General features: G+C 71.2%; 17 protein-coding genes. 9 read left to right on the forward strand and 8 right to left on the reverse strand.

The features are described from left to right. The first annotated feature begins 62 nt into the window (after positions 1-62). Positions 63-530, forward strand: a complete 468-nt coding sequence (locus tag ACZ3KP_RS31095) for an RDD family protein (protein ID WP_358970265.1) — start codon at positions 63-65, stop codon at positions 528-530. 19 nt (positions 531-549) lie between these two features. Here ACZ3KP_RS31095 and ACZ3KP_RS31100 read toward each other — a convergent pair whose 3' ends face one another. Further along, on the reverse strand, positions 550-2181 hold the full coding sequence (locus tag ACZ3KP_RS31100) for an FAD-dependent oxidoreductase (protein ID WP_467503455.1): 1632 nt from the start codon (positions 2179-2181) through the stop codon (positions 550-552). A 212-nt stretch (positions 2182-2393) separates the two neighbouring features. Between ACZ3KP_RS31100 and ACZ3KP_RS31105 the strand changes: the two genes are divergently transcribed. The 7 genes from ACZ3KP_RS31105 (at position 2394) to ACZ3KP_RS31135 (ending at position 7588) form a co-directional block, all read left to right on the forward strand. Then, positions 2394-3455, forward strand: a complete 1062-nt coding sequence (locus tag ACZ3KP_RS31105) for a SchA/CurD-like domain-containing protein (RefSeq protein WP_467503457.1) — start codon at positions 2394-2396, stop codon at positions 3453-3455. Between the two features lie 67 nt (positions 3456-3522). Next, a complete protein-coding gene (locus ACZ3KP_RS31110; RefSeq protein ID WP_467503459.1) occupies positions 3523-3936 on the forward strand; it encodes a cupin domain-containing protein in 414 nt (137 codons plus the stop codon). After that, the gene (locus ACZ3KP_RS31115; protein WP_467503461.1) at positions 3933-5201 is read left to right on the forward strand and encodes a beta-ketoacyl-[acyl-carrier-protein] synthase family protein; all 1269 of its coding nucleotides are present in this window, start codon (positions 3933-3935) and stop codon (positions 5199-5201) included. The genes ACZ3KP_RS31110 and ACZ3KP_RS31115 overlap by 4 nt, the downstream gene beginning before the upstream one ends. Next, a complete protein-coding gene (locus tag ACZ3KP_RS31120) occupies positions 5198-6442 on the forward strand; it encodes a ketosynthase chain-length factor (RefSeq protein WP_467503462.1) in 1245 nt (414 codons plus the stop codon). The genes ACZ3KP_RS31115 and ACZ3KP_RS31120 overlap by 4 nt, the downstream gene beginning before the upstream one ends. 46 nt (positions 6443-6488) lie before the next feature. Next, a complete protein-coding gene (locus tag ACZ3KP_RS31125; protein WP_046728247.1) occupies positions 6489-6740 on the forward strand; it encodes an acyl carrier protein in 252 nt (83 codons plus the stop codon). Position 6741: 1 nt separating this feature from the next. Next, entirely contained in the window at positions 6742-7221 is a 480-nt protein-coding gene (locus ACZ3KP_RS31130) for an SRPBCC family protein (protein ID WP_467503465.1), read from the forward strand. 34 nt (positions 7222-7255) lie between these two features. After that, the gene (locus ACZ3KP_RS31135; protein WP_358970248.1) at positions 7256-7588 is read left to right on the forward strand and encodes a TcmI family type II polyketide cyclase; all 333 of its coding nucleotides are present in this window, start codon (positions 7256-7258) and stop codon (positions 7586-7588) included. Positions 7589-7658: 70 nt separating this feature from the next. Here ACZ3KP_RS31135 and ACZ3KP_RS31140 read toward each other — a convergent pair whose 3' ends face one another. The 3 genes from ACZ3KP_RS31140 to ACZ3KP_RS31150 all read right to left on the reverse strand — a co-directional run bounded on the left by ACZ3KP_RS31140 (position 7659) and on the right by ACZ3KP_RS31150 (position 10858). Then, positions 7659-8657, reverse strand: coding sequence for a methyltransferase (locus ACZ3KP_RS31140; protein WP_358971162.1), 999 nt, complete (start codon positions 8655-8657; stop codon positions 7659-7661). 124 nt (positions 8658-8781) lie between these two features. After that, positions 8782-9903, reverse strand: a complete 1122-nt coding sequence (locus ACZ3KP_RS31145) for a right-handed parallel beta-helix repeat-containing protein (RefSeq protein ID WP_467503466.1) — start codon at positions 9901-9903, stop codon at positions 8782-8784. Between the two features lie 73 nt (positions 9904-9976). After that, the gene (locus ACZ3KP_RS31150) at positions 9977-10858 is read right to left on the reverse strand and encodes a LysR family transcriptional regulator (protein ID WP_467503468.1); all 882 of its coding nucleotides are present in this window, start codon (positions 10856-10858) and stop codon (positions 9977-9979) included. Between the two features lie 99 nt (positions 10859-10957). On the opposite strand from ACZ3KP_RS31150, the gene ACZ3KP_RS31155 reads away from it, so the two are divergent. Next, entirely contained in the window at positions 10958-11335 is a 378-nt protein-coding gene (locus ACZ3KP_RS31155; protein WP_467503469.1) for a YybH family protein, read from the forward strand. 67 nt (positions 11336-11402) lie between these two features. Here ACZ3KP_RS31155 and ACZ3KP_RS31160 read toward each other — a convergent pair whose 3' ends face one another. The 4 genes from ACZ3KP_RS31160 to lipB all read right to left on the reverse strand — a co-directional run bounded on the left by ACZ3KP_RS31160 (position 11403) and on the right by lipB (position 14453). Then, positions 11403-12107, reverse strand: a complete 705-nt coding sequence (locus ACZ3KP_RS31160) for a DUF4191 domain-containing protein (protein WP_132886368.1) — start codon at positions 12105-12107, stop codon at positions 11403-11405. A 70-nt stretch (positions 12108-12177) separates the two neighbouring features. After that, positions 12178-12375, reverse strand: a complete 198-nt coding sequence (locus ACZ3KP_RS31165; protein ID WP_132886367.1) for an SCO2195 family GlnR-regulated protein — start codon at positions 12373-12375, stop codon at positions 12178-12180. A 237-nt stretch (positions 12376-12612) separates the two neighbouring features. Continuing rightward, positions 12613-13578: a lipoyl synthase gene (gene lipA, locus ACZ3KP_RS31170; protein WP_467503472.1), complete on the reverse strand. Its 966-nt coding sequence runs from the start codon at positions 13576-13578 to the stop codon at positions 12613-12615. Between the two features lie 74 nt (positions 13579-13652). Next, positions 13653-14453 carry a lipoyl(octanoyl) transferase LipB gene (gene lipB, locus ACZ3KP_RS31175; protein ID WP_132886365.1) on the reverse strand — a complete coding sequence of 267 codons (801 nt, stop codon included), beginning with the start codon at positions 14451-14453 and terminating at the stop codon, positions 13653-13655. Between the last annotated feature and the right edge of the window lie 144 nt (positions 14454-14597).

Below are 14597 nucleotides of genomic sequence, written 5' to 3' on the forward strand. Positions count from 1 at the left end.
CAGGACGCCCCGCCGGGACCCCGCCGGGACCCTGGCGGGCGCCCGGGCAGTACCGTGGACGGGTGGACAACAGGCAAGCAGTCGGATCGTGGCTCTCCGGACCCCGCGCGGCCCTGGAAGAGGCGGGCGCGGAGTTCGGATACCGGGGTGAGCAGCTCGGTCTGCCGGAGCACGGGCCGGGCTCCGTCGCCCGCCCGGGTCGACGGCTCGGTGCGCTGCTCGTGGACTGGGGGCTGTGCGTCCTGATCGCATACGGCCTGATCACCAAGGGCTACAGCCCGGCCACCAGCAACTGGGCGCTGCTCGTCTTCCTCGTCCTGGGCGTCCTCACCGTCGGCACGGTCGGCTTCACGCCGGGCAAGCGGTTGTTCGGGCTGCGGGTGGTCGGGGTCGAGACCGGGCGGGTGCAGCCGCTGCGCGCCCTGGCCCGCACGGTCCTGTTGTGCCTCGCGATCCCGGCGCTGGTGTGGGACCGGGACGGCAGGGGACTGCACGACCGGCTGGCGAAGACCGTGGAGGTCCGCATGTAGGGCGCGCAGCCCGCGAAAGTCACCGGGTGCGCAGCACCCTTCGCAGGACCTCCCGCAGCTCCGCTTCCGCGTCGCCCCGCGCGGGGCCCTCCGACCGCCACGCCACGAACCCGTCCGGCCGGACCAGCACCGCCCCGTCCGCCGTGGTGCCGTGGGCCGTCGCCCAGTCGGTGCCCTCCGCGTCCGGGACGAGATCGCCGCCGGTGCCGATGCCGTACGCGTCCAGTCGTACCCGCTCCGTGTCCGCGATGCGGCGGGCAGCCCGGTGCCAGGGCGTGTCCGGGCTGCTGAGCAGCACCAGGGAGCGCTCGTACAGGTCGAGCGTGGAGATGCGTTCGCCCGCGTGGCGCAGCCACAGGTGCGGGGCCCGGCTGCCCGGCTGTCCGGTCAGGTTCATCCCATTGGGTACGAGCGGCTGCTCCGGGTCGGCCCCGACGACCGCCCCCTTCGGGTACCGGTAGCCGAGGACGACGTTGAGGATGCCGCCGCGCCGGTCGGCGCCGATCCCGGGGGCCGGTGCGAAACCGGGGTGGCTGTGCTCCACCGAGCGGGCGGAGGCGCGGGCGCTGGTGGCCAGGGCGACCGGGCGGCGCTCGGCGTCGTAGGAGTCCAGGAGCCCGGGGCCGGCCCAGCCGTCCAGGACGGCCGCCAGCTTCCAGGCCAGGTTGTGGGCGTCCTGGATGCCGGTGTTGGAGCCGAACGCGCCGGTCGGGGACATCTCGTGCGCGGAGTCGCCGGCGAGCAGGACCCGCCGGTCCGCGTAGCGTTCCGCGACCCGTTCGGCCGCCCGCCAGGACGCCCGGCCGGTGATCTCGACGTCGAGGTCGGGGACGCCGACCGCGCGGCGGATGTGCCGGGTGAGGCGGTCCTCGGTGAACTCGTCGAGGGTCTCACCGCGCTCGGGGTGCCACGGGGCGTGGAAGACCCAGCGTTCCTTGTTGTCGACGGGCAGGAGGGCGCCGTCGGCCTCCGGGTCGGTGAGGTAGCAGCAGATGAAGCGGCGGTCCCCGACGGTGTCGGCGAGCAGCTTGGAGCGGAAGGTGATGCTGACGTTCGCGAACAGGTCGCCGGGGCCCGTCTGGCCGATGCCGAGGCGGCCGCGGACCGGGCTGCGCGGGCCGTCGGCGGCGACCAGGTAGTCGGCGCGGACGGTGTACATCCGGTCGGAGTCACGGTCGCGGACGTAGGCCGTCACTCCTTCGGGGTCCTGTTCGAAGGACTCCAGCTCGTGGAAGTAGCGCAGTTCGCCGGTGAGTGATTCGGCTGCCCGGCGGAGTACCGGCTCCAGGTCGTTCTGGCTGCACAGGCACCAGCCGGTCGGGCTGAACCTGGCGAGTCCGCCGCCCGGGTCGATCTCCTTGAACAGCCAGTCGCCGGCGTCGCCGACCAGCGTCGGGGCCTGGAGGATGCCGTGGTTGTCCGCGAGCAGCGAGGCCGCCGCCCTGATGTCGGACTCGATGCCTGCCTTGCGGAACAGCTCCATCGTCCGCACGTTGTTGCCCCGGCCGCGTGGATGGATCGAGGTGCCGGAGTGCCGTTCGACGAGCAGGTGGCGTACGCCTAGACGGCCCAGGAACAGGGACATGGACAGGCCCACGAGGGAGCCGCCCACCACGAGGACGGGGACCTGGTGATCGGTTTTCTGGTGCATCGGGCACTCCAGGGGCGGATGTTGCGCGTCAGGTGCGATGGAACTTCCATGCCCCATCCGGGCCCCTTCGGGAGGGGTTCGGCGCGCTCAATCACCCACCTGGTTCACGCGAGTCGCGCGCGTCGGAGGACCGGCACAGGATCGAGAAGCGCTGACGCCGCGTCATCGGCGAAGGCGCAGGCCGCTGCCCCAGCGAAGGAGATGTGCGAAGCATGACGACGATCTCGGAACAGGTTTCGGAACAACTGACCCGCCCGGTGTCGAGACGGGTCTCCCAGTCCGTCTTCGACGGCTCCCGGCTCCGGGTCGTCCTGCTGGTGGACGTCAACGACGGCGCGCAGCAGCAGTTCCTGGAGGCCTACGAGCAGCTGTGCAACCAGGTCGCACAGGTTCCAGGACACGTCAGCGACCAGCTCTGCCAGTCCATCGAGAACCCCTCGCAGTGGCTGATCACCAGCGAGTGGGAGAGCGCGCCGCCGTTCCTCGCCTGGGTGAACAGCGAGGAGCACGTGGAGATGGTGAAGCCGCTGCACAACTGCGTCCGCGACACCCGTTCGCTGCGCTTCCACGTGGTCCGCGAGACCGGCGGGCCGGCCGCGGACGCGGTGCGGGTGCTGCAGGCCGACCCGCGGATGGGCGACGGCGTGATCCGCCACGCGCTCACCTTCACGGTCCGGCCGGGCAGCGAGGCCGAGGTCGCGAGGATCCTCGCGGACTACGCCTCGCCCGAGGCCAAGGTCGACGACTCCACCCGGCTGTGCCGCACCTCCCTGTTCATGCACGGCAACCGGGTGGTGCGGGCCATCGAGGTGCGCGGCGACCTGATGGCCGCCCTGCGCCACGTCGCCCGGCAGCCCGAGGTGCGGGCCGTCGAGGAGGCCATCAACCCCTACCTGGAGCAGGAGCGCGATCTCAACGACCAGGAGTCCGCACGGGTGTTCTTCACCCGGGCGGCGCTGCCGGCCGTCCACCACGTCACCGCCGACCAGCCGGCCGAGGGCGAGCGGCACGCGCTGTACTACCCGGCCCGGCCGGGCAGCGGGATGCGGCTCGCGGAGCTGCTCGCGCAGCAGGACGAGGCCGCGGCCGAGGACCCGGCGAGCCCGGTGCTGCACAGCACGATCTTCCAGCGCGACGACGTCGTCGTACGACTGGTCGAGCACCGTTCCGGCGCGGCCCCGGACACCACGCCCGCCCCCGCGCTGGCCGCCCTGCTGGACGGCGACGCGGTGCGGATGCGGCTGATCACCGACCGTCGCTCGCCGGCCGCCTGACCCCCACCACCGTCGCATCAGACCGCGGCGACACATCCACGGCATCACAGTCACGGAGGAGTACGTGATGAAGCCCATTCCGAAGATCGTGGACCTCAGCGAGGTCGAGCCCAACACCAAGCGCGGTGGCGACCTGCGCGCCATGCTCACCCCCGCCACCTGCGGTTCCACCAGCGGTTTCATGGGTGTGGCCATCGTGCAGCCGGGCGACCGCATCGCCGAGCACTACCACCCGTACTCCGAGGAGTTCGTGTACGTCGTCTGCGGTGACCTGGAGGTCGACCTGGACGGCGAGCCGCACCTGCTGCGCCCCGAGCAGGGTCTGATGATCCCGATCAACATGAAGCACCGCTTCCGCAACGTCGGCAACGTCGAGGCGAGGATCGTCTTCCACCTCGGTCCGCTGGCCCCGCGCCCGGCCCTGGGCCACGTCGACACCGAGGAGACGGAAGCCGTCGCCGTGGGGCAGGTCCGGTCGTGACCCGGCGCGTGGCGGTTACGGGCATAGGCATCGTGGCTCCGGGGGGTGTGGGCGTACCGGCGTTCTGGGACTTGCTCGCCGCCGGCCGGACCGCGACGCGCGGCATCACCTTCTTCGACCCCTCCGGCCTCAGGTCGCGGATCGCCGCCGAGTGCGACTTCGACCCGGCGGCGCACGGCCTGGACGCCGAGGACGTCGAGCGGGCGGACCGTTACATACAGTTCGCCCTGGTAGCCGGTGACGAGGCGGTCCGGGACTCCGGTCTCGACCTGGGCCGGGAGGACCCCTGGCGGATCGGGGTCTCCCTGGGGACGGCCGTCGGCGGCACCACCCGTCTGGAGCACGACTACGTCCTGGTGAGCGATGCGGGCCGGCACTGGGACGTGGACCACCGGCAGGCCCAGCCCCAGCTGCACCGGGCGTTCTCCCCGAGCACCCTGGCCTCCGCCGTGGCGGAACGTTTCGGCGCTCAGGGTCCGGTGCAGACCGTCTCCACCGGCTGCACCTCGGGGCTGGACGCCGTCGGCTACGCCTTCCACACCGTCCAGGAAGGCCGCGCCGACATCTGCATCGCCGGTGCCTCGGACTCCCCGATCTCCCCGATCACCATGGCCTGCTTCGACGCGATCAAGGCCACCTCCCCGAACAACGACGACCCCGAGCACGCCTCCCGGCCCTTCGACAACCGCCGCGACGGGTTCGTCATGGGCGAGGGCGGAGCGGTGCTCGTCCTGGAGGAGGAGGAACACGCCAAGGCCCGCGGCGCGCACATCTACTGCCGGCTCGACGGCTACGCCACCTTCGGCAACGCCTACCACATGACCGGCCTCACCAGTGAGGGCCTGGAGATGGCCCGCGCCATCGAGACCGCCCTCGACCACGCCCGCCTCGACCCCACCGCCATCGACTACGTCAACGCGCACGGCTCCGGCACCCGGCAGAACGACCGCCACGAGACCGCCGCCGTGAAGAAGGCGCTCGGACAGCACGCCTACAGCACGCCCATGAGCTCCATCAAATCCATGGTGGGCCACTCGCTCGGCGCCATCGGCGCGATCGAGGTCGTCGCCTGTGTGCTCGCCCTGGCCCACCAGGTCGTCCCGCCCACCGCGAACTACGAGACCCCCGATCCCGAGTGCGACCTCGACTACGTGCCGCGGTTCGCCCGCGAACGCAGGCTGGGCGGCGTCCTGTCCGTGGGCAGCGGGTTCGGCGGCTTCCAGTCCGCGGTGATCCTGACCCGGCCGAGAGGAAGGACACCATGAGCGGATCACGTCCTCGGCGGGCGGCGGTCACCGGCATCGGTGTCGTCGCGCCCAACGGAACCAGCACCGACACCTTCTGGAAATCCGTCCAGGAGGGACGCAACGTCCTCGACAAGGTGACCCGCGACGGCTGCGAGCACCTGCCCATGAAGGTCGCCGGAGAGGTCCGCGACTTCGACCCGGCGGCCGCCGTCGAGGAACGCCTCATCGTCCAGACCGACCGCTTCACCCACTTCGCGATGGCCGCGGCCGACCTCGCCCTGGAGGACGCCCGCCTCGGCCGCGCCGACACCGACGGCACGCCGTTCGACATCGGCGTGGTCACCGCGGCCGGCTCCGGCGGCGGCGAGTTCGGCCAGCGCGAGCTCCAGCAGCTGTGGGGCAAGGGCAGCCGGTTCGTCGGCCCCTACCAGTCCATCGCCTGGTTCTACGCCGCCAGCACCGGCCAGATCTCCATCCGGCGCGGCTTCAAGGGACCCTGCTCGGTGGTCGCCGCCGACGAGGCCGGCGGCCTGGACGCCCTCGCGCACGCCGCGCGCGCGGTGCGGCGCGGTACGGACGTGATCGTGGCCGGTTCCACCGAGGCGCCGATAGCTCCGTACTCGGTGGTCTGCCAGCTCGGCTACGAGGAACTCAGCCGGGAGACCGACCCGGCCCGCGCCTACCGCCCGTTCACCGAACAGGCCTGCGGGTTCGTGCCGGCCGAGGGCGGCGCCATGCTCGTCGTCGAGGACACCGGCTCGGCCCGCCGACGCGGCCTGCCGGTGCGGGCCACCCTCGACGGACACGCGTCGACCTTCACCGGCGCCTCCCGCTGGGCCGAGTCCAGGGAGGGGCTCGCCCAGGCGATCCGCGGCGCCCTCGCCGAGGCCGGCTGCGCACCCGAGGAGGTCGACGTGGTCTTCGCCGACGCCCTCGGCGTACCGGCGGCCGACCGGGCGGAGGCGCTGGCCATCACCGACGCCCTCGGCGCGCACGGCACCCGCGTGCCGGTCACCGCGCCGAAGACCGGGATCGGCCGCGGCTACTGCGCGGCCCCCGTCCTCGACACCGCCGCCGCGGTGCTCGCCATGGAACACGGGCTGATCCCGCCGACCCCGGGCGTCTTCGACATCTGCCACGACCTCGACCTCGTGACCGGCAGCGCCCGCGCCGCGGCCCCCCGCACGGCGCTGGTCCTCAGCCGGGGACTCATGGGGTCGAACTCGGCACTCGTACTGCGCCACGGCGCAGCCGGGTGACGTGCACAACAGCTGCTGACCGGCAGCGCAGAAGGAGGAGTTCCCTATGAGCATCACCGTGGACGAACTGTCCGAACTCATGAAGAAGGCCGCCGGCGTCACCGTCTCCCCGGCCGACCTGCAGGACCGCGCCGACACCGGCTTCGACGCCTTCGGAGTCGACTCGCTCGGTCTGCTCGGCATCGTCGGCGAACTGGAGAACCGGCACGGCGTGCCCATGCCGGTCGACGCCGAGCGGTGCAAGACCCCCCGCCAGTTCCTCGACCTCGTCAACAGCGCCATGCCCGCGGGAGCCTGAGATGACCGGACACACCCAGAACGAGATCACCATCGCCGCCCCCGTCGACCTGGTCTGGGACATGACCAACGACGTGGCCAACTGGCCGCAGCTGTTCAGCGAGTACGCCAGCGCCGAGATCCTGTCGGAGGAGGGGAACAAGGTCACCTTCCGGCTCACCATGCACCCCGACGACAACGGCAAGGTCTGGAGCTGGGTCTCCGAGCGCGAGACCGACCGGCAGAACCTCACCGTCCGGGCCCGCCGCGTCGAGACCGGCCCCTTCGCCCACATGGACATCCACTGGCGGTACGAGGAGGTACCGGCCGGCACCCGGATGGTGTGGACGCAGGACTTCGCGATGAAGCCGGAGGCCCCCGTCGACGACGAGTGGATGACCGACAACATCAACAAGAACTCCAAGGTCCAGATGGCCCTGATCAGGGACAAGATCGAGAAGGCCGCCACCGGCCGGCGCCCCGACCCGGCCCTCGCCGACTGAGCCGGCCGTCCGGAAGACAGGAACGGAGAGACACGTGCACCAGGCCCTGATCGTCGCCCGCATGGCACCGGGCTCCGCGCCCGACATCGCGAAGGTGTTCGCGGAGTCCGACCGGGGAGAGCTGCCGCACCTCGTCGGGGTGGTCCGGCGCAGCCTCTTCCAGTTCGGCGATGTGTACATGCACCTCGTCGAATCCGAGCGCGAGCCGGGACCGGCCATCGCCAAGGTCACCTCGCACCCCGAGTTCAGGGACATCAGCGACCGTCTCACGGCGTACGTCAGCGCGTACGACCCGGAGACCTGGCGCTCCCCGAAGGACGCGATGGCGCAGCGCTTCTACCTCTGGGAGCGCGACGGCGCCCGCTGAACCGCCGTCCAGCCGAACGGTGCCGGGCCCACGTCGGACGCGGGCCCGGCACCGGCGTGTCCGCGGCCGCTCAGGAGGCGGGCACCACGCAGTCGAAGGCGTGCAGGTAGGGGTTGACGGGACTGATGTCCTGGACGGCCAGCCCCGCGTCGGTCAGCCGCCGCACCATGCTGTCGGTGGTGTGCTTGGCCCCGCCGACGTTCAGGAGCAGCAACAGGTCCATCGCGGTGCTGAACCGCATCGACGGGGTGTCGTCGACCAGGTTCTCGATGACCACGACCCGGGCCCCCGGACCGCCGGCCGCGGTGACGTTGGCGAGCAGCCGGGCGGTGGACTCGTCGTCCCACTCCAGGATGTTCTTGATGACGTAGACGTCCGCGTCGACCGGCACGGCCTCGCGGATGTCGCCCGGCACGATGCTCGCCCGGTCCGCGAGGTCACCGCCCTCGCGCAGCCGGGGCAGCGCCTTGTCCACCACCTTCGGCAGGTCCAGCAGGTAGCCCTTCATCGCCGGGTACTTGTCCAGCAGACAGGCCACCACGTGCCCCTGGCCGCCGCCGAGGTCGGCGACCGACCGGCTGCCGGACAGATCGAGCAGGGCGGCGACCTCACGGGCCGACTGCTCGCTGGAGGTGGTCATCGCCCGGTTGAAGACGTCCGCCGACTCCGGCGCGTCCTCGTTCAGGTAGACGAAGAACTCCTTGCCGTAGAGGTCCTCGACGACGTTGCGGCCGCTCTTCACGGCCTCGTCGAGCCTCGGCCAGGCGTCCCAGGTCCACGGCTCGGTGCACCACAGGGCGATGTAACGCAGGCTGTGCGGGTCGTCCTCGCGCAGCAGCCGGGAGGTCTCGGTGTGCGCGAACGTGCCGTCCGGGCGCTCGGCGAAGACGCCGTAGCAGGACAGCGCGCGCAGCAGCCGCCGCAGCGGCCTGGGGTCGGTGCGCACCGCGGACGCCAGGCTCTCCACGGTCATGGGGGCGTCCCCGAGCGCGTCGGCGACCCGCAGTCGGGCGGCCGCGCGGACGGCGGCGGCACACGCCGCCCCGAACACGAGCTCGCGCAGCCGCATCGACGGCGGCGGAGCGCCCTCCTGCGCCGGCGCCCCGGACTCCTTCGCGGGCGCCGAGAGGTCGCGTGCTGGTGCGGTCATGTGCCGCCTTCCTTCCGTGTGGGGGTGTCGTACGTCCGACCGGTCAGCACAGACCCGCGGGCTTGGACTTCTTGCACGAGTTGCCCTTGAAGGCGTTGCCGTGCTTGGCGGCCTCCTGGTTGACCAGGTCGGCGGGGGCGTTGTCCGACAGGCTGTTGTCGGTGACGCTGTTCTTGTCGCTGGTGGCGCCCACGAAGCTCTTGAAGATCACGACGCCGCCCGACAGCGGGGACTTGCCGGAGTTGCCGGTCACGAGGTTCCTGGTGACCAGGGTGTTCTCGGTGCCGGTCAGCACGATGCCGGAGCCCTGGAGGAAGGACAGCCGCGTGGTCTTCGGGCAGTACTTGTTGTTCTTGACGACCTGGTTCCCGGTGACCGTGATCTTGCCGGCCTTCGGCTTGTTCTCGTCACCGACGACGAACACGCCCGCGCAGTTCCCGGTGACCGAGTTGTCCGTGACGGTGAGGTTGCGCAGCCGGCGCACGGTGACGCCGATCCGGTTGCCCTCCAGCAGGTTGTGCTCGACGACGGTGCCCGCGGTGTCGGTGGCGCCCTTCTCCGCCGTGACGGAGTTGGCGAGGAACAGGCCCGCGTCGCCGTTGTTCCGGGCGACGTTGTCGCGGTAGGTGCTGTGCACCGAGCGCTCCTCGGCGATGCCCCACTGACCGTTCTTCACGGCGGCCACGCCGTGCACGTTCAGGTTGGCCGTGCCGACGGCCATGACACCGGTCCGGGAGAACCCGGTGACGGTCATCCTGGCGATGGTCACGTCCTCGACGGGCTTGCTCTTGGTGCCGACCACGCAGATGCCGTTGCCCATCTCCGCACAGGACTTCTGAGCGGCGGCCTTCTTCCTGCCGTGCTTGGCGGGCTTGGCGGCCTTGGCGGGCTTGGGCGCCTTGGCCTTCTTGGCGGGCTCCAGCACGGTCGCCGGGCCCATGCCGCGCAGGGTCAGACCGGGCGTGGTCACCTTGACGCTCTCGCGGTAGGTGCCGGCCATCACGATGACCGTGTCGCCGGGCTGGGCGGCGTCGACCGCCTTCTGGATCGACTCACCGGGACGCACCCAGTGCACGTGGTGGGCGGCGGACGCCGGAGCGGCGCCGAGGAGGGCACCGCACAGGGCGGTACCGCACGCGAGGTATGTGATATGGCGTTTTGTCACATTCGGAAGGGTAGGAGCTGATGACCCGATAAACGCCGCGATGCTCCGTTCGGCGGCGTGTCATCGGGAACGCCTAGCGCGTGCCGAACGCGCGCCGGGCGTGCGTGACCAGTTCGCGGACCGCCGGGTTGTGCGCGTTCTTCCAGATCAGGGCCAGCAGCGCCGGTGTCTCCACGTCGTCGATCGTGCGGGCGGTGAGCCGGTCCCGGTGGCCCGCGGCCATCGAGGCGCTGAGGACGGCCACGCCGAGGCCGCGGGCGGCGAGGTCGGCGATGGCGTTCGCGGCGCCGGCCTGCAACGTGATCGAGGGCCGCAGGCCCTGTGCGGCGCAGGCCTGGTCGAACACCGTACGCAGGCCGGTGCCGGCCGGCATGCACACGAGCGGATGGTCCATCAGGTCGCGCAGGACGACCCGTCGCCGCCGCGCCAGCGGGTGGCCGGCCGGGACCGCCACCACGAGCCGTTCGCTGACGACGGTCAGCGCGTCCAGCCCGGCAGGCGTGACGGCCGCGGCCCCGACGAGTGCCAGGTCGAGAGCGCCGGTGCGCACGCCGTCGGCGAGCCGGTCCGAGCTGTCCTCCCGCAGCAGGATCTCGACGCCGGGATGCGCTTCGTGGAACGCGGCAAGGGTGTCGAACAGCGGGGTGAGCGTGCAACCGGCGACCATCCCGACGGTGACGCTGCCCCGGACCAGGCCGGTCACCTCGTCCACCGCCCGGCCGACCGCCCCGGCCGCGGCGAGCGTGGCACGGGCGTGCTCGAGCGCTGCCTTTCCGGCGACGGTGAGGGTGACGGTGCGGGCGGACCGGTCGAACAGCTCCGCGCCGAGTTCGCGTTCCAGTTGGCGGATCTGCGCGCTGACGCCGGACTGGCTGATGTGCACGCGCTCGGCGGCCCGGGTGAAGTTGCGTTCCTCGGCCACGGCGACGAGGTATTCGAGCTGCCTCAGATCCATGACCCACGATTCTAGTTCGTACAAGAACCATCTGTTGGACTTCTGGCAGGCTCGCGGCCAGTCTGAGAACCGCCGGAATTCGACATCAGGAGGCAGGGCATGCCGGAGTACGAGAAGGCCATGCGGCCCGAGGACATCACGCGGCTGTTCGTCGAGCGGTCCAACGCCGGGGACGCGGACGGGGTCGCCGCACTCTACGAAGAGGATGCCGTGCTGGCCTACCCGCCCGGTGAGCTGACGGTGGGTCGGCAGGCGATCCGGGACCTGTGGGCGAAGGTGCTGGCCGGCGGCCCCCGCTTCGAGCCGGAGCAGCCGCTGCCGACGTTGGTCAGCGGCGACATCGCGCTCACGTCGACCCCGCCGAAGGACGGGACCGGCGCTCGGGCGCAGGTCGTCAGGCGCCAGCACGACGGCAGCTGGCTGCGGCTGCTCGACCAGCCCGAGTTCGCGCGCGTCCGATCCGCGTCGGCGGGCTGAGGCCGTACGACGGAAGGGGCCGCCCGGAGTGATCCGGGCGGCCCCTTCGGTGCGCTTACGTCGCGGGTCAGCGGGTTCTGCCGCCGCCGCCCTTCGGCATCCGCATGCCCTTGGGCATGGGCCCCTTCGGGAGCGGCATGTTGGACATCAGGTCACCCATCGCCCGCAGCCGGTCGTTGGTGGTCGTCACCTGGGGGCCGGTCAGCACCCGCGGGAACTTCAGCATCGTCGTCCGCAGCTTCTTCAGCGGGACCTGGCCCTCACCCGTGCCGACGATCACGTCGTGCACCGGCACGTCGGCGACGATGCGCGCCATCTTCTTCTTCTCGGCGGCCAGCAGGGTCTTCACCCGGTTCGGGTTGCCCTCGGCGACCAGGACGATGCCGGCCTTGCCGACGGCCCGGTGCACGACGTCCTGGCTGCGGTTCATCGCGACGGCCGGCGTGGTCGTCCAGCCCCGTCCGATGTTGTCCAGAACGGCGGCTGCGGCCCCCGGCTGGCCCTCCATCTGCCCGAAGGCCGCCCGCTCGGCCCGGCGGCCGAACACGATCGCCGTCGCGAGGAAGCCGAGCAACAGGCCCAGGATGCCCAGGTAGACGGGGTGGCCGATCAAGAAGCCGATCACGAGGAAGACCGCGAGCGTGCCGAGACCGACACCCGCGAGCACAAGACCGATCGTCTTGTCGGCCTTGCGGGTCATCTTGTACGTAAGGGCGATCTGCTTCAGTCGCCCGGCATTCGCAGCATCCGCTGCGGGTTCCTTCCTCGCCATGTCCCGAAGTCTACGTGGCTCTGGGAGCGGCTACGACGGCAGTGTCCCGGGAAGGCCCGCGGGACGGGGGTCAGGAGCGGCCGGCGGCCTGCTCCAGGAAGAGCTGCGCCTCGACCCGGTCCTTGGCGCGACGGCGGTCCTCGAGCACGGAGGTCCACGCGTTGCGGCGCGCGGTGCGCTGGCCGCTGCTCAGCAGCAGCGACTCGACGGCGCGCAGCGCGTCGGTGAAGGACGGGATGGCGGTGGCGCGGACGGGCGCGGCCTGCATGGTGGTGGTCCCCCTCGGAGTGGGTACGTGCTGTGATACCAGCGTCACTGTTCGGTGTTACCAGGGCGTGACCGACCGGTCAAACAGCCATGAAGCCTTGATGCGCGCCCCGGGAACGCCGACGCGGCCCCGGCGTACGCCCTCATCAGCGAGGACGGCCAGGACCGCGTCCATTCGGTCATTACTGACCAGTAGCTCCTTGTGCGTGAATTCACACAACCCGGACGGCGGGCAGCGTCAGACCGCCTGTGCGGCGACGAACGCGCCGCGCTTCTCGACGGCCATCTGGTAGAGGCGCCCGGCCCGGTAGGAGGAGCGGACCAGCGGCCCGGACATCACGCCGGAGAAGCCGATCTGCTCGGCCTCCTCCTTCAGCTCCACGAACTCCTGCGGCTTCACCCAGCGCTCGACGGGGTGGTGCCGGACGCTCGGGCGCAGGTACTGGGTGATGGTGACCAGTTCGCAGCCCGCCTCGTGCAGCCGGCGCAGCGCGTCGCTGACCTCCTCGCGGGTCTCGCCCATGCCGAGGATGAGGTTGGACTTGGTGACCAGGCCGACGTCGCGGGCCTCGGTGATGACCTTCAGCGACCGCTCGTAGCGGAAGCCGGGGCGGATCCGCTTGAAGATCCGGGGCACCGTCTCGACGTTGTGCGCGAAGACCTCGGGGCGGGACGCGAAGACCTCGGCCAGCTGCTCGGGGACCGCGTTGAAGTCGGGGGCCAGCAGCTCGACCTTGGTGCGGCCGCCCTCGCGCCGGGCCGTCTGCTCGTGGATCTGCCGGACCGTCTCGGCGTACAGCCAGGCCCCGCCGTCCGCCAGGTCGTCGCGGGCGACACCGGTGATGGTGGCGTAGTTCAGGTCCATGGTGACCACGGACTCGCCCACGCGGCGCGGCTCGTCGCGGTCCAGCGCCTCGGGCTTGCCGGTGTCGATCTGGCAGAAGTCGCAACGCCGGGTGCACTGGTCGCCGCCGATGAGGAAGGTCGCCTCGCGGTCCTCCCAGCACTCGTAGATGTTCGGGCAGCCGGCTTCCTGGCAGACCGTGTGCAGGCCCTCGCTCTTCACGAGGTTCTGCATCTTCGTGTACTCGGGGCCCATTTTCGCCCGGGTCTTGATCCACTCGGGCTTGCGCTCGATGGGGGTCTGGCTGTTGCGGACCTCCAGGCGCAGCATCTTGCGTCCGTCGGGTGCGACTGCGGACACGACCGGCTCCCTAGCGTTGATTCTTCGGCGTGCTCCAGCGTACGCCCGTGGATTCGAATGCCTGGCGGCCGGAGTCAGGCCGCCGGTGTCTTCTCGATCACCCTCGGCGCGAGTTCGGCGTTCTCCAGGACGTCCCTGAGGTGCCGCTCCACCACGGGCAGCACCTCCTCGATCGTCACGTCCCGGCCCAGTTCGCCCGCCAGGGAGGCGACGCCGGCGTCCCGGATGCCGCACGGGATGATCCGGTCGAACCACTTGTTGTCCGGGTTCACGTTCAGTGCGAAGCCGTGCATCGTGACGCCCTTGGCGACCCGGATGCCGATCGCCGCGATCTTGCGGTCCTCGCGGCGCTGGCCCGCGTTCGAGGGCGCGTACTCCGGGCCGTTCAGGCGCGGGTCGAACTCCTCGTCGTGCAGCCGCGGGTCGAAGTCCAGGGAGAGGCCGCCGAGGGCCGGCCGCTGCTCCACCGGGTCCCCGAGCACCCACACCCCGCTGCGCCCCTCCACCCGGGTGGTCTCCAGGCCGAACTCGGCGCACACCCGGATCAGCGCCTCCTCCAGCCGCCGGACGTGGGCGACCACGTCCACCGGGCGCGGCAGCTTCTGGATCGGGTAGCCCACCAGCTGGCCGGGGCCGTGCCAGGTGATCTTGCCGCCGCGGTCCACGTCGATGACCGGGGTGCCGTCGAGGGGGCGCTCGTTGTCCGCGGTGCGCCGGCCGGCCGTGTACACCGGGGGGTGTTCGAGCAGCAGCACCGTGTCGGGGGCCTCGTCGGCGAACCGTGCCGCGTGCACCCGGCGCTGCTCGTCCCACGCCTCCTGGTACTCGACCGCGTCCGCGCCGAACCCCATACGGACGAACCGCAACTCACTCACGGCAAGCGCCTCCCTTGGCGACGGGTGTGTCAGGCACATAACGCGCCCAAGCCACTGTACGTCCGCCGGTCGCGCGTCAGCTCTGGGGTCAATCCTCACACGATCGGATGAATGAATGTCGAAGTGTGCGATCAGGTGCTCACT

It is taken from the genome of Streptomyces sp. NPDC020958 (assembly GCF_055562175.1).

Bases quoted from the DNA above. Each gene is read 5' to 3' on its own strand.
- ACZ3KP_RS31110 (WP_467503459.1), top strand. From the start codon at position 3,523: ATGAAGCCCATTCCGAAGATCGTGGACCTCAGCGAGGTCGAGCCCAAC.
- ACZ3KP_RS31125 (WP_046728247.1), top strand. From the start codon at position 6,489: ATGAGCATCACCGTGGACGAACTGTCCGAACTCATGAAGAAGGCCGCC.
- ACZ3KP_RS31100 (WP_467503455.1), bottom strand. From the start codon at position 2,181: ATGCACCAGAAAACCGATCACCAGGTCCCCGTCCTCGTGGTGGGCGGC.
- ACZ3KP_RS31165 (WP_132886367.1), bottom strand. From the start codon at position 12,375: ATGCAGGCCGCGCCCGTCCGCGCCACCGCCATCCCGTCCTTCACCGAC.
- ACZ3KP_RS31140 (WP_358971162.1), bottom strand. From the start codon at position 8,657: ATGCGGCTGCGCGAGCTCGTGTTCGGGGCGGCGTGTGCCGCCGCCGTC.
- ACZ3KP_RS31120 (WP_467503462.1), top strand. From the start codon at position 5,198: ATGAGCGGATCACGTCCTCGGCGGGCGGCGGTCACCGGCATCGGTGTC.
- ACZ3KP_RS31150 (WP_467503468.1), bottom strand. From the start codon at position 10,858: ATGGATCTGAGGCAGCTCGAATACCTCGTCGCCGTGGCCGAGGAACGC.
- ACZ3KP_RS31130 (WP_467503465.1), top strand. From the start codon at position 6,742: ATGACCGGACACACCCAGAACGAGATCACCATCGCCGCCCCCGTCGAC.
- ACZ3KP_RS31105 (WP_467503457.1), top strand. From the start codon at position 2,394: ATGACGACGATCTCGGAACAGGTTTCGGAACAACTGACCCGCCCGGTG.
- ACZ3KP_RS31160 (WP_132886368.1), bottom strand. From the start codon at position 12,107: ATGGCGAGGAAGGAACCCGCAGCGGATGCTGCGAATGCCGGGCGACTG.
- ACZ3KP_RS31155 (WP_467503469.1), top strand. From the start codon at position 10,958: ATGCCGGAGTACGAGAAGGCCATGCGGCCCGAGGACATCACGCGGCTG.